The sequence below is a fragment of the Alcanivorax sediminis genome, assembly GCF_009601165.1.
Classification (GTDB): Bacteria; Pseudomonadota; Gammaproteobacteria; order Pseudomonadales; family Alcanivoracaceae; genus Alcanivorax; species Alcanivorax sediminis.
The window spans coordinates 170,483-197,012 of sequence record NZ_WIRE01000001.1 but is presented as its reverse complement, the minus strand read 5'-3'; the positions used below and the strand labels follow the sequence as shown (position 1 = coordinate 197,012).

Here is a 26,530-nt window from a genome sequence, read left to right as displayed (position 1 = left end):
CGCGATATATGGCACAGAATCGTCATATAGTGACAAGATAAACAGAATGTTTTAGCGTGGAGTCATTTCCTGCTCCCAAGGCTCCCATGGACACTCTGGCGGTTGAACGACTTAAACCCGGGATTCATCCCACCTACAGCCGGTTGTTGTGTGCCTGGCTGCAGGGGCAGGGGTATTCCCAGGCGGATATTTTCAGTGGCACCCGGCTGCAATGGGCGGAGCTGGTGAACGAGCATCGCTATCTCAGTCTGGACGAACTATCACGGTTGATTCGTCGCGCCCGTGAACTCACTGGACGAATGGGGCAGGGGCTGGAACTTGGCTGTGCCACATCGGTATCGGCGCACGGCGCCCTGGGGTATGCGGTGGTGTCTTCGGCATCGCTGGGAGACATGCTTGCCGTACTGGAACGGTTCGTCTCCATCCGAATTCGCTGGGTGGCGCTGAGGTTAACCACCGGTGCTGATGCGATTCGTCTTGATGTGCAGGAAACCGTGGCACTGGAGGACTGCCAGGAATTCATCCATGGCGCCCTGCTGGGCACCTTTGTGCAGATGGTGAAGGCGGTGATGCCCAACCAGACGGCGCGATTATCCGTCGCCTTGCCGTTTTCAGATCCGGAGATTCAGGCCCGTTATTCTGCGTTGCTGGATTGTCCCATGACATTCAACGCGCCGGGCTTCTCCATCTCGCTGCCCGAAGATCTGTTGGCCATGCCGTGCCTGACCGCAGATGCACCTACCCATCGCAATGCGATTCGCGATTGTGAGCACCAGCTGGCGACACTGCAGCGGGGTGGTCCTTTGAGCCAGCAGGTCAGTATTGCCTTGCTTGATCAGGGCGGCGAGTTTCCCACGCTGGAGGTGATGGCGGAGCGATTTGCCATGTCACCCCGCTCTCTGATCCGCAAGCTCAAAGCCGAGGGGACCAGTTACCAGCAGCAGCTGGATGCGGTGCGAAAGGACCTGGCGTTGTGGATGCTGCAGGAAACCGCTTTACCCATCGAGCGGATCGCAGAACGGCTGGGTTACCAGGATACATCGAATTTCAGCCGCACTTTCCGTCGCTGGTTCGGCCAGACTCCCCTGGCAATGCGAAGGGGCGACGCTCCGCATTAAGTTAAGCGGCTTCCAGGTTCAGCGCGTCAGGCTACAGGCGTAACGTCATGGCTGCTTAAGCACGAAGTCGACCTTGTCGCGAACAGCGCAGTCCGGGCAGGACCAGGTGTCGGGGATCTCTGCCCAGTGTGTGCCCGGTGCAAACCCTTCGCTTTCATCCCCTTTGCCCTCATCGTAGATGTAGCCGCAATTGGGGCACTCGAATTGATGAATATGGCCCCGGTCCTTTTCTGCCTTGCGGGCGGCAGCGAGCGCCACTTCGTCGACATCGGGCTCAGAGTCGGCACTTCGATAGGTCACCGGCGAAGGTTGCCACTTGGCCAGAAGCGCGTCGCGCTTTTCCGGTTGCAGGTTGGCCTTGGTCAGATCGCCCTTGAAGTGTTGGTAGACCAGTGGGTCCATTTTCTTGAACCACACAAAGGGCAGGTAGGCAGGAATCAGCATGGACGCATAGCCGGAGGGTAACTGCGGACTGTCATCGAAATGGCGCAGGGCCTGGAAACGTCGGGTTGGGTTGGCATGATGATCCGAATGGCGTTGCAGTTGGTACAGGAACAGGTTGGTGACGATGTGATTGCTGTTCCAGGAGTGGCGCGGCTGGCAGCGCTCATATCGGCCGCGGTCATCCTTCTGGCGCAGCAAACCGTAATGCTCCATGTAGTTGATGACCTCCAGCAGTGAGGCGCCGTAAAACGCTTGCAACAGCAAGAAGGGCAGCACAATCCAGCCGAACCAGGCGGTTAGCAGGACAAACAGGGCCACTGTCATCAACCAGGCTTGCAGGTTCTCGTTTTTCAGCGACCACACCGGCAGCTCACAGCGTTCCAGCCGTTGTTCTTCAATGTGCCAGGCGGATTTCAGGCTACCGATCATGGTGCGTGGCAGGAACTGCCAGAAGGATTCTCCCATCCGTGAAGAGGCAGGGTCTTCCGGAGTGGCCACGTTTTTGTGGTGGCCCTTGTTATGCTCCACAAAGAAATGACCGTAGGCCACCGGCGCCAAGGTGACCTTGGCCAGCCAGCGCTCCAGCTTGCCCTTCTTGTGGCCCAGTTCATGGGCAGTGTTGATGGCGATGCCGTTGACCGCACCGACGCTGAAGATCAGGCCGACGATTCCCCACCAGGGGGCATTCCCCTGAGCCACGATCCAGGCCCCCAGGATGGTGGCCAGATACTGGGTGGGAATGTAGGCGTAAACGATCAGCCGGTAGTAGCGATCTTCTTCCAGTTCCTCAACGGCGGATTCCGGCGGGTTGTTGGTGTCCGTGCCGATCACCCAGTCAGCAAAGGGAATCAGCCCATACACCAGGATCGGCCCGCCCCATAGCAGCACCGGCCAGTCCCATGCAAATTGATAGATGAGGAGTAACGTCAGGGCAAGGACGGGAATCCCCGGGCTGAGCAGCCACAGGTAACGTTTGCCATCGTGCCAGGATGTGGAGTCGGCATGTGCGAAAGCCATGGTTCACCTCGACAGTGTAACGCTCGTCTTCTTTCTCAACGTTAGACCTGTGGAAGTGATACGCCAAGTTGCGGTTTGTATAGCCTTGGCAAGTATTGATGGTTGGCTATTTTTTGCTTATGAAAGGTTCGCGGAAGAACAGAATTGTAGCGCCGAGCAGGGAGCCGAGACCGGCCAGGGCCATGTCTTTCTGTGCATCCCAGATATCACCCTGGGTGCCAAGGTAGGCCTGTCCAAGATCGCCGCCAAATAACAGGGCCGCCACCCACTCCATGATTTCATAGAGTCCGGAAATGGCCATCACCAGGCTGATTGCCACGGTGTATTGCCAGCGCCTGGGCAGCCCGGTGGCCTGTTGCAGCCATTCACAGAACGCGGGCATGAACAGCAGGCCAAACAGACCATGCACCAGGCGGTCAAAGTGATTGCGCTGCCAGCCCAGCATCTCATTCAGGGACCGGCCAAACAGTAGCTCACTCCAGTCGTTGTAAGGCACTTCCGCGTAAGTGTAATGAGAGCCGAGCACATGCAGCAGCATGAACAGCCAGTAAGCGGTAATGGCCAGGGTGGAAAACCGGTAGCGACGCCAGGCGAGCAGCGTCAGCGGAATGGCCATAATCACCAGCACGTTCTCCAGCATCCAGTCATCGCGATACAGCGGAGCGATAGCCAGCGCCAGCCAGTAGACCCAGAACAGCCCGAACAGGGTGAGAGCATAGCGGGGTGAGGCAGCCTGGATGGCGCTCATTCAACTACAGCACTTCTTGAACTTTTTGCCGCTGCCGCACAGGCAGGGGTCATTGCGGCCAGGCTTGAGCACGGACACGGACGTCTCGCCATCCACATAAAACCAGTGGCCTTCCTCGCGGATAAAATTGGACACTTCCTCAAGCAGGGTGAAGCCTTGATGATCCTGACTCACGGCCTGGAAATGTACCTTGCCTTGATCGCCGTCCTGGCTGGCGGCGAGGATGGTCAGCCCTACCCAGCGTTCCTGCTCATCCAGTGACAGGTTCTCGGGGCGGGTACTGCGGTGCCAGCTGCGTTCAATATAGTCCGCCTTGCCCAAAGCAAAGGCGCTGAAGCGAGAGCGCATCAAGGCCTCCGGGCTGGTGGCGGGTTGGCCGTCATGCAGTGGTTGGCAGCACTGGCTGTATTCCTTGCCGGACTGACAGGGGCAGGGCATTGAAGTCATGGTGTCATGTCCTGAAGATGCTGTTCGATGGAGAATACATGCTCATCGTGAGCGTCCATGGCGCGCAAGGCCTCGGCCAGTTGTAGAAGATAATCGCGATTGCTGCCGCTGGGGCCATGGCTGCCGGCAATATGTCTGGCGATATCCGTTTCATCTGCCGGGCCAAGAAAGGCTGCGTTGTCCTCGCTGGCAATATAGATCAGGCCGTCCGCACTATGGCCATCGGTAAAGGTCAGCGTTTGACGGACGCGCAGGTAGCCATTCTTTTCCCGGTGATCGAGGTGCTCGAAAACATCCGGGGTAATCTGATAGGCCATGCCATCGCAACGGTGGCCGGGGCATTCGATCAGGGTCACCACCCGGCCGGGTTGTTCCGGGGTGCCGCGATGATCATGGGAGCCTTGCCAGAAGCGTCGCGCCCAGCCGGTAATGAACGCGGGTTGGCGGTTGATAAATGGAAAGTCGGCCTTGTAGATCAGTGAGCCGTAACCAAACAGCCACACGGGTTGATGCGGATCCAGCGAATGGCGGCGACGATTTTCTTCAGACGTATCCAGCATGCCTTGATCCAGGTTCGTTTCCTTCACGGTGACAACGTTATACTGATCCTTCTTATATTACCGCCAGTGTGGCTGCTTGCCATGATGAGCAGCAAGAAAAGAGGATGCCATGAAAGATGTGCGCGAAGAGTACCATGCAGAGGGTTTGACGGAGGCGTCGCTCCATGACGATCCGCTGGAGCAGGCACGTCGCTGGGTGGATGAAGCCATTGAGGCCGAGCTGCCCCTGCCTAATGCCATGACCCTGGCCACGGTCAGTGCCGAGGGGCAGCCGTCCTCCCGGGTGGTGCTTCTTAAAGGTATCGAGGGTGGCGGATTTACCTTCTTCACCCATTACGATAGTCGAAAGGGGGAAGAGATTGCGGCCAACCCCAAGGTATCGTTCACCATGTTCTGGCAGCCGTTTGATCGGCAGATGATTGTCATTGGTGAAGCGCGCAAGGTCGATCCTGAAGAGTCGGAAACCTACTTTGCGTCACGGCCCTATGCCAGCCAGATCAGCGCTGCCATTTCGCCCCAAAGTCAGCCGGCCAGCCGTGAGTGGCTGGAAGAGGAAGTCGCGCGCCTGGAAAAAGAATTTCCTTCTGCGCCGGTGCCGCGCCCGGAGACGTGGGGTGGTTACCGTATCATCCCCACTGAAATCCAGTTCTGGCATGGTCGCCCCAGTCGTCTGCATGATCGTTTTCGTTACCGGAAACAGGATGACGGAAGCTGGGGAAGAGAGCGGTTGGCACCTTAATTAATAGTTAATAATGAATAATTAATAACTCGCGATTTTGGTATTCAGGTTATGAAATACAAGAGGCCGCGCCCTAACTTTGGGCGCGGCCTCTTGTGTTTCAGACAGAACAGAGTTGCTCCGCGCAACTATTAATTATTCATTATTAACTATTCATTGCTTCTCCGCTGCCAGACCGTCGCCAGCAAGGATCCGGACAGGTTGTGCCAGACACTGAACAAGGCGCCGGGCAAGGCGGCAAGCGGAGTGAAATGCTTGATGGCCAGTGCTACGCCGAGGCCGGAGTTCTGCATACCAACTTCAATGGCCAGGGTTCTGGCCGTTACCGTGTCAAGTCGTAACAGGCGGGCAATACCGTAGCCGCTCAGCAAACCCAAACCGTTGTGCAGCATCACGGCAATCACCACCAGTAAACCTGCCTCACTGATACGCCCGGCATTCAGCGCCACGATGATACCGATCACCAGGACGATGGCAGCGACGGACACCAGCGGGAACAGCTCCCGGATGGGAGTCAGCTGACGCTGCAGGAAAGTGTTCAACAGACAACCCAGCACCACCGGGACCACCACGATTTGCACCAGAGAGATGAGCATGCCGGAAACGGGCACCGCAATCCTCTCGCCCAGATAAAGCCAGGTCAGCAACGGTGTGGCTACCACCGCAACCAGCGTGGAGGCAAAGGTAATCGCCACCGACAGCGCCACATTGGCGCGGGCCAGATAGGCGATCACATTGGAGGCCGTGCCACCGGGGCAGGCACCTACCAGTACCAGTCCTGCCAGCAGCTCAGTGGGTAATTGCATGGCCGACCCAATCAGAAAGGCCAGCAGCGGCATCAGTGCATACTGTAAGACCACACCAAGCCCGATCAGCGCCGGACGTTTCAATACCCCCTGAAAATCTGCCCAGGTCAGCGACAGCCCCATGCCGAACATGATCAACATCAGCAGTGGCACAATGGCCGGTTTTCCACCCACCAGCCACTGCGGCTGCCACCAGGCGAGCAGGGAGAACAACAGAGCCCAGAGTGGGAAGAGTTGGGTGAGTCGCTGGATCATGGTGTCGGGATTCCTTGCGCTGTGGTTCTCATCTCATGGAGCCTACATCTGGGAAAAGTAACGAGTTACGAGTTACGAGCTACGAAAGTCAAAGGCGGCAATGCATGCTCTTCGAAACTCGAAACTCGAAACTCGAAACTCGTTACTGCTCTCCCTACAACGCCAGTGTCAGCAAGAACGGCAGTATCAAGAACGCCATCAAGGTGGAAAACACCACCATGGCCGCCACTTCTTCTGTGCCGCGTTTAAAGGCCCTGGCCAGCAGATAATTGAACACCGCCACCGGCATGGTGGATTCGATCAGGGCCACGCCGCGCAGTGGGCCCTGCAAGTCGAGCATTTCTACAACGGCGAGCCCCATCGTGAAACCGATCAGCAGGCGCAGTGCGGCAAAGCCGGCCCCCTTTCCCACGTGATGCACTTTCAGCTGGGACAGGGAAACCCCCAGGGTGATCAGCATCAGAGGAATGGTCACATCGCCAATCAGACTGACCGTATTGTAGAGCCATTCCGGCAGGCTCAGCTGGAATCCAACCATGGTAACGGCCAGAAAGACCGACAGCAGAATCGGATGACGTAACAGCGATAACGAAAATCCCTTGCCGCTGACAATGGCCATGCCCATGGAGAAATGAAACACCGAGTAGACCATCATCCAGGCCAGTGACAGCGCCAGCCCTGCATCGCCAAAAGCGAGCATGCACAGGGGGATGCCCATGTTGCCGGTATTGGGAAAGGCAAGAGAGGGCAGGAAGATGCGAAAGGGTTGGCCGCTGATGCGAATGGCCAGTGCAGCCAGCGCCAGTGTCAGGAACATGACTGTCAGCGCAACACCCGCGACCTCTGTCAGTGCGGCCATATCCAGATTGGTCTTGCCAAGTGTGGCAACGATCAGGCAGGGGGTGGTGACGGTGGTCACCAGCGAGGTGACCATTTGGGTGTCGAAGGGCTTGCCCGCCCGCGCCCAGAAGTAGCCCAGCCCGGCACAGAACAGGACCGGGGCAATGATGTTCCAGAGTGTCAGCAGCATGTGCGCCTGTCACCATGTCAGCGAAAGGCGCAGTGTGCGAGTTGCTGGCGGTGCTGTCTAGCGGGGAGCCGTGTGACGGGTCAGGAACACGTGAGGCCCTGCCACAAAATGTTCCGGACGCGGGATGCGTACCACGTGGCCGCTACCGGGGGCGGTGTCGATGGCAACAGCGGTGCGGCTTTCCATGCCTCGCAGTACGAAATGATGGTTGCCCTTTGGGGTGATCAGGCTCATGACGTCACCATTCTCGAAGCGGTTTTTGACGTTGATTGTCAGCCACTGATCACAAGCATCTAGGACTTCGCCGCAGACCTGCTCGCTGCCGAGCAGCGAGGTTCCCTGTTCGTAGTTCTGGTATTCCCGTGGTGGATGACGACGAAAGAAGCCTTCGGTGTAACCACGATTGGAGAGGGCTTCCAGCTCGTCCATCAACTGCATGTCGAAGGGGTTTCCCGCCATGACATCGTCGATGGCACGGCGATAGATCTGGGTGGTGCGTGACACGTAATAGGGGCTCTTGGTGCGACCTTCGATTTTCAGTGAGTGCACGCCCATACGGGTGAGGGCTTCCACATGTTGAACGGCACGCAGGTCTTTTGAGTTCATGATGTAGGTGCCGTGTTCATCTTCTTCGGCAGGAATGAACTGACCTGGTTCATTGGGTGATTTGAGCAGCAGCTCCCAGTGCTGTTCGTTATTCATCGGGATCAGGTCGCCGTTGCCATCATGGCCATGTCTTGCGGTGTCATACTGCCAGCGGCAGGCATTGGTGCAGGCCCCCTGATTGGCATCGCGGTGGTTCATGTAACCGGACAACAGGCAGCGGCCGGAATAGGCCATGCACAGGGCACCATGGACAAACACTTCCAGCTCCATGTCGGGCACCTGCTGGCGGATTTCCGCTACTTCTTCCAGTCCCAGTTCGCGAGACAGGATCACGCGACTGATGCCCTGTTGCTGCCAGAATTTTACCGTGGCCCAGTTCACCGCATTGGCTTGCACGGAGAGATGGATTTCCTGCTCCGGCCAGCGTTCTTTCACCAGCATGATCAGCCCCGGATCGGACATGATCAGGGCGTCGGGGCGGTGCTGGATAATGGGTTCGAGATCGCGCAGGTAGCTGCGCACCTTGTTGTTGTGCGGTGAGATATTGGAAGCAAGGTAGAACTTGCCGCCATATTGATGGGCCTGCTGGATGCCCTCGGCCAGCGCATCAACGTCCTTGAAGCTGTTGTTTCGTACACGCAACGAGTAGCGAGGCTGCCCCGCATAGACCGCATTGGCCCCGTAGGCAAACGCACAGTGAAGATGGGTAAGGGTGCCAGCAGGGGCCAGCAGTTCCGGGGCGCGCAGTGATTCTGACATGATGGAGGTTGAAAGCTGTGAGCGGCCGGCCATTCTAGCGGGCCGCAAGCTTCCCTGAAGCCGGGAATGCTTGCCTGTTGACGTAGATCAATAAAACGCCGGAGGCTGGACGCCTGAGGCCGGACGACAACCAGGGCACAGTGCCCCGGCTTCTGGAATGCCCGGCTTTCGATCCCATGCTGAAGTGATCGCCATGCAAGCATGGGCTCCTACAGTATGGATCACCGGGGGTAGGAGCTTGCCTGCAAGCGATCCGAGCCTGGGCGAGGTAATGATCGCGGAAGCGAGTCACGAGTCTCGAAAATCAAAAAAACAACCCGGCTCTTGGTTTGAGGTTTTGCCTTTCGCACCTCGAAACTCGTAACTCGCTTCTCCACCCCTTGCCCTGCTGTCACTGGCTCCCACCCTTCGTTCGCAAACTCAAGATGTACTAAGGGGGCATCTGGTTTTAGCTATTAACTATTCATTATTAATTATTAACTGATGACTGCCCTCTACACAGTCAAAAACTCCTTGATCAGGCGATCATCCAGCTCCCCCATGCCCCCTTCCGCCACCTTGCTACCGCGGTCGAGAATGGCAAAGCGATCCGCGGTGGCGCGGGCGAAATGCAGCTTCTGTTCCACCAGAAGAACCGTCAGCCCTTCTTCCTTGTTCAGTGTCTTGATCACCCGGCCGATCATGTCGACGATGTTGGGTTGAATACCTTCGGTGGGCTCGTCCAGAATCAACAGCTTTGGGTCCAGCGCCAGCGCGCGACCGATGGCTAACTGTTGTTGCTGGCCACCGGACAGGTCTCCACCACGACGGTTACGCATTTCATGCAATACCGGGAAGAGATCATAAATACGATCCGGAATTTTCTTGCTGCGATCCGGTCGCGCCTGAAGGCCAGTTTCCAGATTTTCTTCCACGGTCAGCAGCGGGAAAATTTCACGACCCTGGGGCACATAGCCAATGCCGGCGCGGGCGCGTTCTTCGGCCGCCTGTCTGGCAAAGTCCTGACCGTCAAATTCAATGCTGCCGCTTTTCACCGGCAGCAGTCCCATGATGGTCTTCAGCAGCGTGGTCTTGCCCACACCGTTACGGCCCATGACGCACAGGCATTCGCCCTTGGTAAGCCCCAGATCCACATCCCAGAGGGTGTGGGATTCGTCGTAGTACTGGTTGACGTTGTTCAGTTTCAACACGGTTTTTACTCCGTAAAAAGCTTCTGGCCACTGTAGGAGCGCCGGTTATTCGCTTTGCTTGGAGAGGCGCGAAACCAGTTTCGAGTTACGAGAAGCGAGTTTCGAGAACCAACCCCTAAACTCCGCCAGGTCTGGATTTTCGTTACTCGAAACTCGTTGCTCGCTGCTGATTCCTTCGCGCCTCAAGCGGCGCTCCTACAGCAGCCGGTTATTCACCCAGATAAACCTCAATCACCTTTGGATCATTCTGTACCTGATCCATGCTGCCTTCGGCCAGCACGCTACCCTGATGCAGCACCGTGACAGTGGAGGCGATGGAGCGAATGAATTCCATATCGTGTTCGACCACGACCACGGAATGTTTGCCTGCCAGGCTCTGCAGCAACTGGCCGGTGCGTTCCACTTCCTGACGGGTCATGCCAGCGATGGGTTCGTCCACCAATAGCAGTTGTGGCTTCTGCATCAGTACCATGCCAATTTCCAGCCACTGCTTCTGACCATGGGACAGAAGCCCTGCCACTTTGTGACGATCGTCAAGCAGACCCACCGTATACAGGGTTTCTTCGATCCAGCTCTTCTGCTCACCACTGAGACGGGTGAACAGCGAATGCCAGGTGCCTTTGGCATCGTTCATGGCCAGCTCCAGATTCTCGAAGGCCGTGTGTTCCGGGAACACGGTAGGCTTCTGGAACTTGCGACCGATACCGGCGGTAGCAATATCGGTTTCGCTGAGTCGGGTGAGATCCAGTGTCTGACCAAAAAAGCAGGTGCCGCTGTCCGGACGAGTCTTGCCGGTGATCACATCCATCATGGTGGACTTACCTGCGCCGTTGGGGCCGATGATGCAACGCAGCTCTCCGGTCTTGATATAAAGGGTCAGGTCATTGAGCGCCTTGAACCCATCGAAGCTGACGGTGATGTCTTCCAGATAGAGGATGTTCTTGCCGTCCCCGGCATCCAGTTGACCCGGTGCCACTGCACGGGTGCCCTGACGCATGAAGTCGAACACCTGATCGCGGCGAAAGGTTTCGCGCAGGTTGTCCAGTGCACTCATGACTGTTCTCCCTGTGCCATGGGTGTGTCGTTATTCGAGGGGGATTTCATGAACTTCTGTTTGATGCCTGGCCAGTGTTTTTCCACCAGTCCGACAATCCCGTGGGGCATGAATACCGTCACTGCCACGAATAGCCCGCCCAGAGCAAATAGCCAGGCCTCTGGCATGATCCCGGTAAATACGGTTTTGCCGTAATTCACCAGGATGGCGCCAATCACGGCACCGTAAAGTGTGGCGCGCCCGCCCACGGCAACCCATACCACCAACTCAATAGAATTGAGAGGAGAGAACTCACCCGGGTTGATGATGCCAACCTGGGGCACGTATAACGCGCCGGCGATGCCCGCCAGAATGGCGCTGACGGTGAAAACCCACAACTTGTAATGCTCCGTGCGATAGCCGATGAAGCGGGCGCGGGATTCTGCGTCACGGACAGCCAGCACCACGCGACCCAACTTACTGCCGGTAATCCAGCGACAAAGGACAAAGGCCAGAGCCAGTGCAATGGCGGTGGCCATTAATAACGCCACGCGGGTACCGTCAGATTGCAACGAGAAGCCGAGCAAGTCCTTGAAGTCGGTGAGGCCGTTGTTGCCGCCAAAGCCCAGTTCGTTGCGGAAGAACGCCAGCATCAGCGCATAGGTCAGCGCCTGGGTAATGATCGACAGATAGACGCCAGTGACACGGGATCGGAATGCCAGCCAGCCAAACACAAAGGCCAACAGGCCGGGTACCAGCAGGATCATCAGCGCGGCAAACCAGAACTGGTCAAAGCCCTGCCAGTACCAGGGCAGTTCACTCCAGTTCAGGAACACCATGAAGTCTGGCAGTACCGCATTGCCATAGACGCCACGGTCGCCGATCTGGCGCATCAGGTACATGCCCATGGCATAACCGCCCAGCGCAAAGAAGGCGCCATGGCCGAGGCTGAGAATCCCGCAGTAGCCCCACACCAGATCCAGCGCCAGTGCCAACAGTGCGTAGCACAGGTACTTGCCCAGCAGTGTCACTGTGTAGGCGCTCACATGTAGAGCTGAATCCGGCGGGAAGATCTGGTTGAGCAATGTCACCAGCAGGGTGGCACCGAACAACACGCCCATGAAGGTTTTGGCGGTGCGGTCACTGAGCGCACCCTTGAATGTGGAATCTCGCATTTTAATCCTCCGCTGCCCGGCCACGTTGCGGGAACAGTCCGCGGGGTTTGCGCTGAATAAACAGGATGATGAAGATCAGTACCAGAATCTTGGCCAGTACCGCACCGGCCATGGGCTCGAGCAGCTTGTTGGCGATGCCGAGACCGAAGGCAGCAGTGAGCGTGCCCCACAGGTTTCCGACGCCGCCAAACACCACCACCATGAAGGAATCGATGATGTAGCTCTGGCCCAGATTGGGTCCCACGTTGGTGAGCTGCGCCAGCGCCACCCCGGCGATACCGGCAATACCGGAACCCAGGCCAAAGGTGAGCGCATTGACCCGCTCGCTGCGGATCCCCAATGCCCGGGCAGTGGTGCGGTTCTGGCTGACCGCGCGGACTTGCAGGCCCAGGCGGGTTTTCTTAAGCAACGTCAGCAGGCCAAGGAAGACTGCGAGAGCAAAGAAAATGATGTAGAGCCGGTTGTAGGTGAGCGAGAACACCGGATTAATTTCCAGCGCCCCACTCATCCAGTCCGGGGTAATGACGGTGCGATTCAGTGGAGAGAAAATCACGCGGACGGCTTGCTGAAGAATCAGGCTGACCCCGAACGTCGCCAGCAGGGTTTCCAGAGGGCGGCCATACAGGAAGCGGATGACAAAACGTTCAATCAGCATGCCGACTACTGCGGAGACCAGGAAGGCTGCTGGCACTGCCACGATTAGGGACCACTCGTGACTATTGGGCAGCAGCTGTTGCACTACGTAGGTAGTGTAGGCACCGAGCATGATCAGTTCACCATGGGCCATGTTGATCACGCCCATGACTCCGAAGGTGATGGCCAGGCCAATGGCCGCCAGTAGCAGTACCGAGCCCAGACTCAGACCAAAGAACAAGGTGTCGGCGGTCTGGAAATTCTTGATCCTTGCATCAATGCGTGACAGCGCTTTTTCCAGGGCTTTTTTCTCGGCGGCACTGTCGGTGCTCTGCAGGCGTGAGTTGAGACGATTCTTCACTTCCGGGTGCAGGTTGCTGGCGAGTGCGTCGATGGCATTCAGTCGGGCGGTCAGCTCATCACTGCCGAGCGCGGCAATATTCAAGGCGGTGTCGATCTGCTCAATGACGCGACTGTTTTCCTCGCTTTCCCGACGCAGGCGCAGGGCGGCCAGCATGTCGGGGTCATCGTTACCAATCAACTGTTCCGCGGCCTGAACACGCTGCTCGCTGTCAGCGCTGTTGAGCGCGAAAAGTGCAAGCTGGTTGTTGAGTACGGTGCGCAGGCGATTGTTGATGACGACCGGGCGCGCGGCGCGGCTGTCCACGTAGCCAATTTCCTGTTCGCTGACCGGATCCAGCAGTAACCACTGGCCATCTTCCTTGCGGCCAAGACTGATGGTGTCGTCTTTGCGGTTATGGACCAGATCGCGATCCATCAGCGCGTTGAGCAGGGGGACCACGCGGGGGCTGTCCTGCTCGGCCAGTTGACGGATAGCGGCTTCTTTATCGTCAAAGCTGCGGCTGGCCAACTGGTTAAGAATATCCTGAAGGGTAGGCGGCGCGGTGGCGATGTCCTGCTCGACATTGTCCACGGCAGTGGCCTCAAGGGTCTGGGGTGGCGCTGTCATATCCTGCAGCGTCTCTTCTGCCCAGCTCAGACTGGCGAACAACACCAACAGGGTGGTGGCCAGTAATCGGCTGAAACTGTAACCCATGACGGGCTCCTTACGGGGCGTAAAAATGAAAGCCGCAGGCGTGCTACCTGTTGCCGGGCGTCAGGGAACAGACTTCTGGCAGGAAGTTTTCCAGCCCGGGCGATGGCTCTCGCGATGTTCTGAATGTTTTTTATCAGGAGAGGCACTCCGGGATTGCCCGGAGTGCCGTCCACTGAGTTTTACTTGGCTGCTGCGCCGCCGCAGCTCTTGGTCTTGGTGTTGTAGTTGCCGCACTTGATCGGGGCGGTCCAGTCGGAGATCAGATCCTTGGAACCCGGCAGGAAGTCGGACCAGGCGTCGCCTTTCACCAAACCTTCGGTTTCCCACACCACGGAGAACTGGCCGTCATCCTGAATTTCACCGATCAGCACCGGCTTGGACAGGTGATGGTTTTCGTTCATGACGGCCATGCCGCCGGTCAGGTTCGGGGTCTGGATGCCGATCATGGCATCAGCGACTTTGTCGGTATCGGTGGACTTGGCTTTTTCCACGGCTTTCACCCACATATTGAAGCCAATGAAGGTTGCTTCCATGGGGTCGTTGGTCACGCGCTTGTCATCACCGGTGAAGCCGTGCCACTGCTTGATGAATTGCTCGTTGGCATCGTTGTAAACGCTCTGGAAGTAGTTCCAGGCGGCCAGATGACCAACCAGCGGAGCAGTATCGATGCCGGACAGTTCCTCTTCACCTACGGAGAACGCCACAACCGGAATGTCTTCTGCGCTCACACCCTGATTGCCCAGCTCCTTGTAGAACGGCACGTTGGCATCACCATTGATGGTGGACACCACAGCGGTCTTCTTGCCCTGGCTACCAAAGGCCTTGATGTCGCTGACGATGCTTTGCCAGTCAGAATGACCGAACGGGGTGTAGTTGATCATGATGTCGCTCTCGGCCACGCCTTTGGACTTCAGGTAGGCTTCGAGGATCTTGTTGGTGGTACGCGGATACACATAGTCGGTGCCAGCCAGCACAAAGCGCTTCACGCCCAGATCATTGATCAGGTAATCCACGGCCGGAATGGCTTGCTGGTTCGGTGCTGCACCGGTGTAGAACACGTTTTTGGACGACTCTTCCCCTTCGTACTGAACCGGGTAGAACAGCAGTCCATTGAGTTCCTCAACCACGGGAAGAACGGATTTGCGGGAGACGGAGGTCCAGCAGCCAAAGATGACGTCAACGCCTTCCTTGGTAATCAGTTCACGGGTTTTTTCGGCGAACAGTGGCCAGTTGGAGGCAGGATCCACGACCACTGGCTCCAGCTTCTTGCCCATTACACCACCCTTCTTGTTCTGTTCCTCGATCATCATCAGAACAGTATCTTTCAGGGTAGATTCACTGATCGCCATGGTGCCGGACAGGGAATGCAGAACCCCTACCTTGATGGTGTCGGCTGCCATGACGGCACCGCTGTAAACAATGGCACTGGACGCGACAACGCCGGCGGCCAGCTTTTTCATGGATTTTGAAAAACTCATGGTGTTTCCCCTTGCGTTTGAAGTTGGTTTATCCATTTCCTGAAACCCTGTCCCCGGATCCTGGGACCCAAGCAAATCGACCGATCCTGCTGGTCGTTACCCCTGTAAAGTACGGTTCTAGTTATTGTCGACCGCATGCAGCTGACTGCGCGCATTGGCCTCGTGCAACATGTGCACGGTGATCTTCCGCACTTCGTTTCGGGATTCTTCGATGTGGGCACGCAATAACATCTGCGCCTGCTCCACGCGGCGATGCAGGATGGCCTCCAGCACTGCCTGGTGTTCGTTATAAGTGGCCTCCAGACGAGGTGGCTTGGTGAAATCCAGACGCCTGATGATGCGCAGGCGTTCGGTGAGATCCTGGTGGATGCGTGCCATTTCCTGGTTGCCGGCGGCCATCACCAGTTGCTCGTGAAAGCGTTCATCCATACCACTGACGGTTGGTCCATCTGTTAGCCGTTGCTCGGCAGGCACACACCACTGAGCTACCAGTTCGTCGAGCATGTCGTGCTCGGTAGTGTGCTCACACAGCTTGCGCACCGCCGCGCACTCAAGAATCGTGCGTACGTCATAGAGCTCTTCGAAATATTTGAAATCGAAAGGCTTTACCTGCCAGCCACTGCGATACAGCACATCCACATAGGATTCCCGCTGTAACCGGAACAGTGCCTCGCGGACCGGAGTACGCGAAGCGCCGACCCGTTCGGCCACCTCGTTTTCGGTGAAGCGATCACCAGGCATCAGCCGGAAGTCGAAAATGTCCTGCTTGAGCTGAAGGTAAATTCGCTCAGCCAGGTTTTCCGGTTTTTTATTGGCTTTGGCATTCATGCTTTTTTTCCGGGCTCCGTCGTTATCTTGCCGCTGTGATCAGGCAACATGATCTGTATTGATCACCAGTACCGGATCGCCAGCGTTGATGATGGCGCCGGGCTGGCAATGCAGGCCGGTGACCTTGCCCGAGGCACTGGCGACAATTTCAAATTCCATCTTCATGGCCTCAACGATGACTACGGTCTGGCCTTCCTCGACCGTGGCGCCTTCTTCCACCAACAGCTTCCAGACATTGCCGCTGATTTCGGCGCTGATGAGATGGCCATCCACCTCGCCGATATCGGCCTTGCTGCCAAGCATGGCGGATTCAATCGCGGCGTCTTCGTTCTGCCAGCGAGCGACTTCCTCGTGGTACGCGATATCCCGCTTCTCGTTGAATGCGGCAATGCTGTCCGCGTTGTCAGTCAGGAACTGACGGTGCTCTGCCAGGCTGAATGGTTCTTCGGTGATGTCGATTTCCAGATGCCCATGGCGGAAGGCTTCACGCATTTCTGTGAGCTTTTCCTCGCTGACCGGGTAGTAACGGACCTGGTCGAAGAACTTCAGCAGCCACGGCTCGCCGTTTTCGAACTGTTTGTTTTTGAGGTGCTTGTTCCAGATCGGCAGGGTACGTCCCACCAGCTGGTAGCCACCGGGGGAGTCCATGCCATAGATGCACATGTAGACGCCGCCGATGCCCACGGTGCCTTCGGCGGTGAAGGTGCGCGCCGGATTGTATTTGGAGGTCATCAGGCGATGACGTGGATCAATGGGTACGGCACAAGGCGCGCCCAGGTATACGTCACCCAGCCCCATCACCAGATAGCTGGCGCTGAAGATGGTGTCGCGGACTTCATCGGTGGATGCCAGACCATTGATACGACGGATGAATTCCACATTGCTCGGCAGCCAGGGCGCATCGCCGCGGATGGTTTCCTGGTAGCGCTTCACCGCATCCAGTGTTGCGGTGTCTTCGAAGGCCATGGGTAGATGAACGACCCGGGATGTCACCACCATGTCATCCATGCTGCCGATGGTCTGCTCACGCTCCAGCAGGATGGAAACCAGAGTGTCCTGATCAATAACACGGGAGTCGTAGTGCACCTGCAGGCTGCGCACCCCGGGGGACAATTCCAGAATGCCGCTGACGGGGCTGGCTTTGAGATTTTCCATCAGCGCATGAACCCGCATGCGCAGGGCCAGATCGAGAATGTTTTCGCCGTACTCAATCAGGATGTACTTGTCGCCAGCCTGACGATAAACAATACGTGGTACGTGGCCGTCGGCATCCTTTTCGGCGAGCATGGTGCCGGAGGTAAAGGTCTCCGCGTGATCCCGAATCTGTGGATGGATGACCGGGATAACCCCCAGATTGTCGATAGACGCATCCTGGGCTTCTTCCAGCGCCTTCGCTTCTGCGAAGCTGATTGGCGAGAAGCGAATGCTGTCGCCTGGTTTGAGCTGACCGACTTTCCACAGCTCAGCCTTGGCGATAGTCACCGGACAAACGAACCCCCCAAGGCTCGGGCCATCCTTGGTGAGGATGACCGGAAAATCGCCGGTAAAGTTGATAGAGCCGATGGCGTATTCGTTATCGTGGACGTTGGACGGATGCAGCCCGGCTTCGCCGCCGTTGGTGCGTGTCCAGCTCGGCTTTGGGCCGACCAGCCGGATACCCAGTCGGTTCGAGTTGTAGTGGACTTGCCAGTCGGCGTTGAAGAATTCCTCAATCGCTTCTTCGGTAAAGAAGTCGGGGGCGCCGTGGGGACCATAAAGTACCTTGATATCCCACTGCTGGGGATAGTCGGGAATCATGCTTTCTTCGAGGGGGTGTGGCTCTGCCACCGGTGCTGGTGTCGGGCATCCGGCCAGTAGTGGTTGGCAGATGGACAACACGTCACCCTTGCGAAGGGTGCGGCCACCGTGACCACCAAACTGCCCAAGAACAAAGGTGGATTTGCTGCCCAGGTAATCGGGAACATCGATGCCATTGCGCACGGCGATGTAGGTACGGCAGCCACTGTCCACCTTGCCGGTGCTCAGCGTCTGACCTGCCTTGACGGCAATGGGCCGCCAGAAGGCTACCGGCTGACCATCCAGCTCGGCGTCGCAGTGGGCACCGGTCAGGGCTACCACCGTATCACTATGGAATTTCAGGCTTGGGCCTACCAGTGTGGCTTCCAGGCCAGCCGCGCTGTCATGGTTGCCGACAATGCGGTTGGCAGTACGGAAGGCGAAATCATCCATCGGGCCCGAGGGCGGCACACCGATATCCCAGTAGCCACTACGGCCGGGGTAATCCTGTACGGTGGTGTAGGTGCCGGGCTCGACGATTTCGAATGCGGTGGGTGTATAGGCAAACGTTTCCAGGTAACGGGTGGAGACGGTACCGGCGATCACATTGTCGTCGCGTAGAATCTGGCGCAGGTAGTCCAGATTGGTGGCAATTCCGGACAGCCGGGTTGCGGCCAAAGCATCCTGCATTTTTTTCAGCGCATCGCTGCGGTCATCGCCGTAAACGATGACTTTGGCCAGCATGGGGTCGTAGTGCGGGCTGACGAGAGTGCCGGTATCAATCCAGCCATCCAGACGAATGTTATCGGGGAAGAACACTTCGGTGAGTTCGCCGGGACTAGGCTGGAAATCCTTGAGCGCATCTTCGGCATAGATACGCACTTCCATGGAAGCGCCCTTGCTGGTGTAGGCATCATCCAGCGGTGGGCGGTTGCCTCCGGCGAGATCCACCATCCATTTCACCAGATCCACATCAAACACGGATTCGGTAACGCCGTGCTCTACCTGCAGGCGGGTGTTCACTTCCAGAAAATAAAACTCGTCGCGTTCATCGTCGTAGATGTACTCCACGGTACCCGCAGAGCGGTATTTCACTGAACGGCCCAGGCGGGCCGCACTGTCATGGAGTTTTTCGCGGGTGGCCTGGGGCAGATTCGGTGCGGGCGTTTCTTCCACTACTTTCTGGTTGCGGCGTTGCAGGGAGCATTCACGTTCACCCAGGGCCAGCACAGTGCCGTCGCCGTCACCAAAGATCTGTACCTCGATATGACGGGCGCGGGCCACAAAGCGTTCGATGAAGACGCCACTGTCGGAAAAGAAACTTTCCCCCAGTCGCTTCACCGATTCAAAGGCCGCCACCAGCTCGGCTTCGTTGTTGCAACGTGACAAGCCAATGCCGCCGCCACCGGCAGTGCTTTTGAGCATGATCGGGTAGCCGATGTCGTTGGCAGCCTGTTTGGCTTCATCCAGGCTTTGCAACAGATCGGTGCCCGGCGCCAGAGGGACCCCGGCTTTCTCGGCCAGTGCCCGGGCTTCATGCTTGAGGCCGAACTCACGGAGCTGCTGCGGCGTGGGGCCTACAAAGGCAATACCATTGGCCTCGCAGGTTTCGGCAAACTCCGCATTTTCTGAAAGAAAGCCGTAGCCGGGGATGATGGCATCCGCTCCGGTAGCTTTGGCGGCCTTGAGAATCAGGTCAGTTTTCAGGTAACTCTCGGCTGCAGTCTGACCGCCCAGCGCCACTGCTTCGTCCGCCGCGCTGACATGCTGGCTGTTGCGATCCGCGTCGGAGTAAACCGCCACGGAGGCAATGCCCATCTGTTTCAGGGTACGGCAGATGCGAACGGCGATCTCACCCCGGTTGGCAATCAGGACTTTCTTCAACATTACAGTGACTCCTTCTTTTTGAGCTCGGCGATGTAATTTCTCCATCCGCCCAGTTCGGTGATGTCGGTGGCGTCATCAATGGCCCAGGGCTCGCAGATGAATCCCTTCACCCAGCGGCCATCCACGGTTTCCAGGCTGCCGATACCCAGTGGTGCAGGGATCAAGCCGACAAAGCTGCCGAAGTGCTCCACCGGCATCTGCCAGAGTTCAATGGGGATGCTGTCACCACCGTCTTTTTCGTTGCGGATCAGGCCCGGCTTGGGCGGCACGGTGTTAGCCAGGGCGTAAAGCCGGTAGCAGGGCGCGGTGTGGGTGGCTTCCAGCAGCACGGCATCACGCTCGGTGAGCTGGCTGTTGAGCGGCATGCCGGTCAGATGGGCGCCCACCACGGCCACGGTGATGGTGTTGTCCGGGGCGCTGAAGGTGTTCTCGGTCGTCGGCAATGTCAGCATCTGGCCGGTGGCACCTGCCTGCCAGGGCAGGTGGTGTTGCCAGCGTCGACCCAGCTCGGCCAGGGCGTGATCGGTCCAGGCACGGCCGACGAGCGTGATGCCGCCGGGCAGGCCGTCCTCACGGAAGCCGCCGGGCAGCGCCAGGGCGCACATGTCCAGCAAGTTGACGAAGTTGGTCCAGGTGCCCAGCTGGCTGTTGAGCGTGATCGGCTCTGCGTTCACCGCTGCGCGCGTATAGATGCCCGGCGTGGTGGGCAGCAGCAGCGCATCGACCTGCGCCATCAGTGTTTCGGACTGGCGCTTGAGTTCGGCCAGTTGATACTGCGCACGGAAACTGTCTGCCGCGGTGAGACTGGCGGCGGGTTCGAGAATGTCGCGAATGACCGGTAACACCGCATCCGGTTGTTCCTGTAGCAGCGCTTCGGTGACGGTAAAGCGTTCTGCCACCCAGGGGCCTTGATAGAGCAGGGCGGCGGCATCCTGCAGCACCATGGTGTCCACGGTGACCAGCTCGGCGATTTCGCTCATGGCGGCCAGGTTGCGCTCCCACAGTGCCTTGGCTTGATCATCGCCAAACCAGGGCAGATCTTTCGGTATCCCGAGTTTGGGGCGAACCGGCAGGCCGGTGCTTTGTAATTTTGGCGCGGGACGGCTGTAGGCGTCGGCCTCGTCAAACTGGCCCAGCAGGCGGTAGAGGGTGTGTGCATCGGACACGTCGAGCGCAAAGATGCTGACACAGTCGAGGGTGCGGCATGCCGGCACGACGCCTTTGGTGCTGATGGCGCCACGGGTCGGTTTGAGCCCGACGGTGTTGGTGAAGGCGGCGGGCACACGGCCAGAACCGGCGGTGTCAGTGCCAAGGGCAAAGGGCACCAGCCCGCTGCTTACGGCCACGGCAGAGCCTGAACTGGATCCGCCGCTGAGGTAGTCCGGGTTGAAGGGGTTGGGCGTTTCGCCGTAGGGCGAGCGGGTGCCGACCAGCCCGGTGGCAAACTGATCCAGGTTGGTCTTGCCGACCACGATGGCGCCGGCTTGGCGTAGCAGGCGAACCGCCGTGGCATCGTGTTCAGGGGTATAAGCGAAAGCGGAGCAGGCGGCGGTGGTGGGCATGCCTGCCACGTCGATGTTGTCCTTCACTGCGAAGGGAACCCCATAGAGCGGAAGCGTTGGATCGTTAAGGGCTTCTGCTTGTTCAACCAGGGAAGACTCATCCAGCAGGTGGATCCACAGGGCACGTTCACTGTCGTGCAGCGCGGTGGCCAGTTGTTTCATCGCCTGCACCGGGGTGAGGTCCCCATTGCGGTAGGCGGCCTGCCATTTTTCGAGAGTCCAGCCGATCATTCGTTAGCACACCTGTTTGTATACAAGTTGGTATGCCTTCTTGTGCAATAGGGATGCCAGACTTTTCAGAACTCGCTAATCACCTGTTTTTACAATAGTTAATGGATTTCATCTTGCGTTGAATGTTGGATTTGCGGGACGGTAAATGCGCCATCCTGATGCGCCTGCGCAGCAACAGTGCAAGCGTAGAGGTCGGGCAGGGCAATGCTGGTGCAGTAACGCGGGGCTATGACATGGCATTGCCGAAATCGATGACGCAGACAAAGTTTATCTATTTCCCGCGACAGTCAGTCTTTGGCAAGGTGATTCAGAAATCAGGTTCTGCAGGAATCGGGAGGAAGAGTCGTGAGTCAGCGAGCGCTGGTAGTGGAGGGTGGTGCCATGCGCGGCATTTTTGCTGCCGGGGTGCTGGATGCCTTTCTGGAGAATGGTTACCAGGATTTTGATTTTGCGGTGGGTGTGTCGGCGGGTTCAACCAACCTGATTGGTTATCTGGCGGGTGATCATGGCCGCAGCCGAAAGATCATTACCGATCACGCTTGTCGCCCCGAGTTCATTAACTGGCAGCGCTTCATGGCCGGTGGTCACCTCTGCGATGTGCTCTGGTTGTGGCATCAGTCCCTCCAGGATGTACCACTGGCGCTGGATCAACACTGGCAACGCAATGTGCCGCTGTGGGTGGTGACTACCTCGGTGGAGGAAGGTAGTCCGCGTTACTTTCAGGCAAGGCCGGAGAATCTCAATGAGATCATGACCGCTTCCTGCTCTATTCCTTTTGCGTACCGGGATTTCCCCCAAGTGGAAGGGCAGGCCATGACCGATGGTGGCCTGGCGGATTCCATTCCGGTTCGCTGGGCCTATGAGCAGGGCGCACGCGAGATCACGGTGGTGCTGTCACGGCATCATGGGTATCGCAAGAAACCCAGTGCCCTGACTCCCTTGATCAAACCCTGGGTGAAAGACATGCCGGGGCTATATGGCGCCATGCTGAAACGTGCAGAGATCTACAACGACTCACTGGCATTCATCGCCAACCCGCCTGAGGATTGCCGGCTGACGGTTATCGCCCCACAGGAAACCTTCCCGGTCAGTCGTCTGACCACCAATGCGAAAAAGTTGGAGCAGGGCTATCAGCAGGGGCATTGGGCGGGGATGCAGGCATTGGGAATGCAGTTGAAACAACTATCCAGTGGGTAATCCGGGGCGAGTAGCGAGAAGCGAGTAACGAGTTGCGAAGATCAGAAGCAACCGCTTCCCGGTTTTGTTTTGACTTTCGTTACTCGCTACTGTCTTTCTTCTCGCATTTCCACGCCCACGCATCCAGCTCAATATGCTCCAGTCCGCGAAATTGGCTTTCCATCATGAACTCGCGGCGATCGCTGATGACGCCCACATTGCCTCCGGCTTTCTTGACGGCTTTCTTGATTTTTTTGGTGGCGTTGTTGTTGATCCAGGCGTCGCTGAAGATCATCCCCTGAAAGGCGTTGCCCGTAGAGATGGACACTTCCCCTTTCTCTTCACAACCCTCCGGTGCATCACGTAGCAACAGGACTTTGTCAGCCTGCGCGAGGGAGGACAGGGCAATCAGGAGAGCGGTAATGGCAAAGCGCATGGCAGTCAGTCCTTTCATTATTGTTCGCCGCAGGCAATGCGGGCCTTGTCCACATTTTCCTGCAGGTGCCCGGGATTGATGGTGCCAGCAATAATACTGCCAACACCGGGGGTGCCAAGGATCTGGTTCAGACTTTCCTGCACCGGGTCGGCAACATCGCCGGCCAGGTGGCCACTGGCAAAGGCTTTCTTGATCAGGATGCCTTTGTGGTGGGCCGCGGCATGCTCGATCACCGGGATCTCTTCGTGATGCTGCAGGTTGTAGGTGACCATGGCGATGTCTGAGTGCTGCAGGGTGGTGATACCGCCCTCTACGGTCTTGGTAGACATGCCGGTGGCACGAATCAATCCGGCTTTCTTCAATTCGTTGAGGGCGTCCAGGGTGCCTTGTTCGATGATGGCCATGTCATTGCCATCAGAGTGGATCAGTACGCAATCAAGGTAATCGGTATTCAGTCGTTTGAGGCTGCGTTCCACGGAGTTGCGAACATGCTCGGGAGAAAAATCGAAATGGCTTTCGCCACTGTCATTATCAAACTCCTCACCGACCTTGGTGACGATGATCCAGTCTTGTCGTTGTGTCAGTAGTTGGCCAAGCCTGGATTCACTGTGGCCATAGGCCGGAGCGGTGTCGATCAGGTTGATGCCCAGATCACGGGCACGGGCAATCAGTTCAACCACGGCCTTGTCTTCAGGAATGGTGAAGCTGCTTGGATATTTGACGCCCTTGTCGCGGCCGATCTTTACCGTGCCAAGGCCAAGAGCGCTGACGGTCAGGCCTGTATTGCCCAATGGGCGCATGAAAGACATGAAGTAGCCTCTGTTCGTTACTTTAACTGCTCAGGGGCAGTGTATGCGGCAGGGGGGAGGTTGAGTCAGTGGTCTGCGAGTCACGAGTTTCAAGTTTCGAAAACCTTGAACCACAATGAAATAGTTCTTCGATACTCGTGCCCCGAAACACTGTCTGCCAACAGTCATGCATAATCAAAAGCAGGTATGCCAGTAGGGCACGCCCAAGGGGGCCTGCTTGAGTTCCGCGGGCACTGTCATGGGCTCGCCCGGCTGCAATCCGTGTTCTTCGACCAGTGCCATGACACGGTCGCCCAGATCCGGGGCCAGTGTCAGTTTGGTAGGCCAGGTAATAATCAGGTTTTTGTCACGGCGTGCATAGGCGTTATCCGGTTTTACCAGGCTCTGCTGTTTCGGTTCGGCTCGCACCACATCCAGCGTGGCCAGTTCTGCGGTGCTGAAATCCAGCCACGGGAACAGCTTGTCCAGTTCAGTGCGTCCCGCGGCCAAATGCTGCTCGTCGCTGCGCTCCACGCCCTGCTCCGCCAGGTCGCCACCCAGATACCAGACCACCTTGCCGTCCGGACAATCATGGGTGGTCACGGTGAGAACCGGCTTGTTGCTGGTGCCGACACAATGAGCGTAAAGACGGTGGCCCAGATCGTGTTTGACCAGCAGCATTTTCAGCGGCCGCAATTGGCTGTGTTCCTCTTCCAGCAAGTGCGCCTTGTGTGCCTGGGCCAGCAGCGCCGGGTTGCCGTTGCCGGCGGCCAGTAGCGTTAGCGAAGGTTCGATACGCACACCGTTGACCGTGGCGCTGGCCAGGCCCTGCTCATTCCATTCAAGACGGTCGTTGGCGGGATCAAAGGCCAGCAGCCGTTCGCGCACCGGCGCACTCAGGGTGGCGATGAGCGATTCGGTATTGATGACCAGATCATCCAGCTTGTAGACATTGCCCTTGAAGGCCTTGTCAGCCAGTGCGGAAGGGAAATCGTTGCGCTTCAGTTTCTCGATGCGCCCGCGCAGCATCTTGCTGGCAAAGAAGTTGGTCATGCGCGAAGCCACTGAGCCGCTGGACCACATATGCTGCGTATCGCTGAGCACCTTCAGGTTGCGCAGGTCCACCGGGTCGTTGCCGGCCATGGCGGCGCGCCAGCGATCGGGCATGGCCGCGATGGACTCCGACTCGCTGGAGAGGCTGCCGCTGAGGGCATACTTGAGGCCGCCATGAATGATGCCCTGGCTGGCCAGGGTCTGGTCGCCGCCGAGGCTCTCCGTTTCCAGCAGCAGGCACTGGTAGCCAGCGGCGTTGAGCCGGTTGATCAGCCACAGGCCGGCGATACCGCCGCCAAAAATCAGCACATCAGGTTTCAGGGTCGTGTTGCTCATGGTCCACCATCGTTGAACAGTGCGGCTATGCTAGCATAGACGGGTCGGACGTCAGGCGTCCGGCGTCCGACGTCCGACACAAGAAGCCCTATGCGAACTTTTTATTCTGCCCTCTGGTACCTGCTCCTGCCTTTCCTGTTCCTGCGCCTGTGGCTGCGTGGACGCAAGGCGCCTGCCTATCGTCAACGCTGGGCCGAGCGCATGGCCTGGGGCTATCGCCGCGATACCTTGCAGAACAGCCTCTGGGTGCATGCGGTTTCAGTAGGGGAAACCCTGGCAGCGGCGCCCCTGATCGAACGGTTGCTGGCGCAGTACCCGGACACCCCCCTGGTGGTGACGACCACAACACCCACCGGGTCGGAGCGGGTGAAGGCCCTGTTTGGTGATCGCGTCACTCATGTCTATTGCCCCTGGGAAGTACCCGGTGCCCTGACTCGTTTCATGACGGCGTTTGATCCGCAGCTGGTGGTGGTGCTGGAAACCGAGCTGTGGCCAAACCTGTGTGCTGCGGTAAAGCGCCACGGTGCCAAATTGATGCTTGTGAACGGGCGCCTGTCGGAAAAAAGTTATCACGGGTACAGCAAGTTGCCCCGGTTGGTGCGACCGATGATGGCGCAGTTTGATGCGCTGGCGGTGCAGACCCCGGTGGAGGCGGAGCGTTATGTGGCACTGGGCGCCTGGCCTGAACGGGTGCATGCCATTGGTAGCGTGAAATTCGATATGACGCTTGATGAGGCATTGCGGGGCAAGGCCGCCGCGTTGCGGGCCGATATGGGCGCGCGTCCGGTTTGGATTGCCGCCAGTACACACCCGGGGGAAGACGAGCCGGTATTGGCGGCGCACCAACAGGTGCTGGCCAGCCAGCCTGATGCCCTGTTGATACTGGTGCCCCGTCACCCCGAGCGCTTCAATGAGGTGGCCAGTCTGATTCGACAGCAGGGGCTGAGCGTGGCCCGGCGCAGTGCGGCGGAATCCCCCGCGGATGTGCAGGTGTATCTTGCCGATACCATGGGCGAATTGCTGATGCTGTTCGGCTCGGCAGACCTGGCGTTTGTGGGGGGCTCGCTGGTCCCGGTGGGTGGCCACAATCTGCTCGAACCCGCAGCGTGGGAAAAGCCTGTGCTGACTGGTCCGCATTTGCACAACTTCACGGCCATTTCGCAACTTCTGCATGACGCCGGCGGGTTGTCGGTGGTGAGCAACGAGAGTGAGCTGGCCGGCACATTGCTGACGCTCCTGGCTGATGATGCAACCTGTCGGCAGCAGGGTCGCGCGGCGGCCGCAGTGGTTGAAGCGAACCGCGGGGCGCTTGATAAGGGGCTGCAATTAATCAGTGAACAGCTAACAGTGAAAAGTTAACAG

Annotated in this window: 22 protein-coding genes; 4 read left to right on the top strand and 18 right to left on the bottom strand. The window is 58.0% G+C overall.

From position 1 onward, the window contains the following. The first annotated feature begins 56 nt into the window (after window positions 1-56). A complete protein-coding gene (locus tag GFN93_RS00850) occupies window positions 57-1,118 on the top strand; it encodes a helix-turn-helix transcriptional regulator (RefSeq protein ID WP_328594087.1) in 1,062 nt (353 codons plus the stop codon). A gap of 45 nt (window positions 1,119-1,163) precedes the next feature. Here the strand turns inward: GFN93_RS00850 and GFN93_RS00845 are convergent, their stop codons facing one another. From GFN93_RS00845 to GFN93_RS00830, 4 genes are all read right to left on the bottom strand, one after another. Continuing rightward, a complete protein-coding gene (locus tag GFN93_RS00845) occupies window positions 1,164-2,579 on the bottom strand; it encodes a fatty acid desaturase (protein ID WP_153498559.1) in 1,416 nt (471 codons plus the stop codon). A gap of 106 nt (window positions 2,580-2,685) precedes the next feature. Continuing rightward, the gene (locus tag GFN93_RS00840) at window positions 2,686-3,327 is read right to left on the bottom strand and encodes a DUF2238 domain-containing protein (protein WP_153498558.1); all 642 of its coding nucleotides are present in this window, start codon (window positions 3,325-3,327) and stop codon (window positions 2,686-2,688) included. Further along, complete coding sequence (locus tag GFN93_RS00835; RefSeq protein WP_153498557.1) at window positions 3,328-3,774, bottom strand: YchJ family protein; 447 nt, start codon at window positions 3,772-3,774, stop codon at window positions 3,328-3,330. Beyond that, window positions 3,771-4,334 carry a gamma-glutamylcyclotransferase gene (locus GFN93_RS00830; RefSeq protein ID WP_153498556.1) on the bottom strand — a complete coding sequence of 188 codons (564 nt, stop codon included), beginning with the start codon at window positions 4,332-4,334 and terminating at the stop codon, window positions 3,771-3,773. The genes GFN93_RS00835 and GFN93_RS00830 overlap by 4 nt, the downstream gene beginning before the upstream one ends. A 109-nt stretch (window positions 4,335-4,443) precedes the next feature. Here GFN93_RS00830 and pdxH point away from each other — a divergent pair, with 109 nt between their 5' ends. Beyond that, window positions 4,444-5,073, top strand: a complete 630-nt coding sequence (gene pdxH / locus GFN93_RS00825; RefSeq protein ID WP_153498555.1) for a pyridoxamine 5'-phosphate oxidase — start codon at window positions 4,444-4,446, stop codon at window positions 5,071-5,073. Between the two features lie 149 nt (window positions 5,074-5,222). Here pdxH and GFN93_RS00820 read toward each other — a convergent pair whose 3' ends face one another. The 11 genes from GFN93_RS00820 to atzF all read right to left on the bottom strand — a co-directional run bounded on the left by GFN93_RS00820 (window position 5,223) and on the right by atzF (window position 21,379). Next, window positions 5,223-6,134: a bile acid:sodium symporter family protein gene (locus tag GFN93_RS00820; protein ID WP_153498554.1), complete on the bottom strand. Its 912-nt coding sequence runs from the start codon at window positions 6,132-6,134 to the stop codon at window positions 5,223-5,225. 154 nt (window positions 6,135-6,288) lie between these two features. Further along, window positions 6,289-7,164, bottom strand: a complete 876-nt coding sequence (locus GFN93_RS00815) for an AEC family transporter (protein ID WP_153498553.1) — start codon at window positions 7,162-7,164, stop codon at window positions 6,289-6,291. A gap of 57 nt (window positions 7,165-7,221) precedes the next feature. Further along, window positions 7,222-8,529, bottom strand: a complete 1,308-nt coding sequence (trhP, locus tag GFN93_RS00810) for a prephenate-dependent tRNA uridine(34) hydroxylase TrhP (RefSeq protein ID WP_235901608.1) — start codon at window positions 8,527-8,529, stop codon at window positions 7,222-7,224. 494 nt (window positions 8,530-9,023) lie between these two features. Next, a complete protein-coding gene (gene urtE, locus GFN93_RS00805) occupies window positions 9,024-9,719 on the bottom strand; it encodes an urea ABC transporter ATP-binding subunit UrtE (protein ID WP_328594083.1) in 696 nt (231 codons plus the stop codon). A 208-nt stretch (window positions 9,720-9,927) separates the two neighbouring features. Continuing rightward, the gene (gene urtD / locus GFN93_RS00800; RefSeq protein ID WP_153498552.1) at window positions 9,928-10,773 is read right to left on the bottom strand and encodes an urea ABC transporter ATP-binding protein UrtD; all 846 of its coding nucleotides are present in this window, start codon (window positions 10,771-10,773) and stop codon (window positions 9,928-9,930) included. Further along, window positions 10,770-11,927: an urea ABC transporter permease subunit UrtC gene (urtC, locus tag GFN93_RS00795; RefSeq protein ID WP_153498551.1), complete on the bottom strand. Its 1,158-nt coding sequence runs from the start codon at window positions 11,925-11,927 to the stop codon at window positions 10,770-10,772. The genes urtD and urtC overlap by 4 nt, the downstream gene beginning before the upstream one ends. Window position 11,928: 1 nt before the next feature. Then, entirely contained in the window at window positions 11,929-13,617 is a 1,689-nt protein-coding gene (gene urtB / locus GFN93_RS00790) for an urea ABC transporter permease subunit UrtB (protein WP_153498550.1), read from the bottom strand. 179 nt (window positions 13,618-13,796) lie between these two features. Continuing rightward, entirely contained in the window at window positions 13,797-15,095 is a 1,299-nt protein-coding gene (urtA, locus tag GFN93_RS00785) for an urea ABC transporter substrate-binding protein (RefSeq protein ID WP_153498549.1), read from the bottom strand. 117 nt (window positions 15,096-15,212) lie between these two features. Next, a complete protein-coding gene (locus GFN93_RS00780; RefSeq protein WP_153498548.1) occupies window positions 15,213-15,923 on the bottom strand; it encodes a GntR family transcriptional regulator in 711 nt (236 codons plus the stop codon). A gap of 39 nt (window positions 15,924-15,962) precedes the next feature. Beyond that, window positions 15,963-19,586 (bottom strand): urea carboxylase, encoded by a 3,624-nt coding sequence (uca, locus tag GFN93_RS00775; RefSeq protein WP_153498547.1) that lies wholly within the window; start codon window positions 19,584-19,586, stop codon window positions 15,963-15,965. Continuing rightward, window positions 19,586-21,379: an allophanate hydrolase gene (atzF, locus tag GFN93_RS00770; protein WP_153498546.1), complete on the bottom strand. Its 1,794-nt coding sequence runs from the start codon at window positions 21,377-21,379 to the stop codon at window positions 19,586-19,588. The genes uca and atzF overlap by 1 nt, the downstream gene beginning before the upstream one ends. Before the next feature lie 345 nt (window positions 21,380-21,724). Here atzF and GFN93_RS00765 point away from each other — a divergent pair, with 345 nt between their 5' ends. Then, on the top strand, window positions 21,725-22,576 hold the full coding sequence (locus GFN93_RS00765) for a patatin-like phospholipase family protein (RefSeq protein WP_328594082.1): 852 nt from the start codon (window positions 21,725-21,727) through the stop codon (window positions 22,574-22,576). 79 nt (window positions 22,577-22,655) lie between these two features. Here the strand turns inward: GFN93_RS00765 and GFN93_RS00760 are convergent, their stop codons facing one another. From GFN93_RS00760 to GFN93_RS00750, 3 genes are all read right to left on the bottom strand, one after another. Next, window positions 22,656-23,009 carry a hypothetical protein gene (locus GFN93_RS00760; protein WP_235901607.1) on the bottom strand — a complete coding sequence of 118 codons (354 nt, stop codon included), beginning with the start codon at window positions 23,007-23,009 and terminating at the stop codon, window positions 22,656-22,658. Continuing rightward, window positions 23,009-23,800 carry an aldo/keto reductase gene (locus GFN93_RS00755; protein WP_153498545.1) on the bottom strand — a complete coding sequence of 264 codons (792 nt, stop codon included), beginning with the start codon at window positions 23,798-23,800 and terminating at the stop codon, window positions 23,009-23,011. Before GFN93_RS00755 ends, GFN93_RS00760 begins: the two co-directional genes overlap by 1 nt. A gap of 174 nt (window positions 23,801-23,974) precedes the next feature. After that, window positions 23,975-25,168, bottom strand: a complete 1,194-nt coding sequence (locus tag GFN93_RS00750; RefSeq protein ID WP_153498544.1) for an FAD-dependent oxidoreductase — start codon at window positions 25,166-25,168, stop codon at window positions 23,975-23,977. Window positions 25,169-25,258: 90 nt separating this feature from the next. Between GFN93_RS00750 and waaA the strand changes: the two genes are divergently transcribed. Then, window positions 25,259-26,527 (top strand): lipid IV(A) 3-deoxy-D-manno-octulosonic acid transferase, encoded by a 1,269-nt coding sequence (gene waaA / locus GFN93_RS00745; protein ID WP_153498543.1) that lies wholly within the window; start codon window positions 25,259-25,261, stop codon window positions 26,525-26,527. Window positions 26,528-26,530 lie beyond the last annotated feature (3 nt).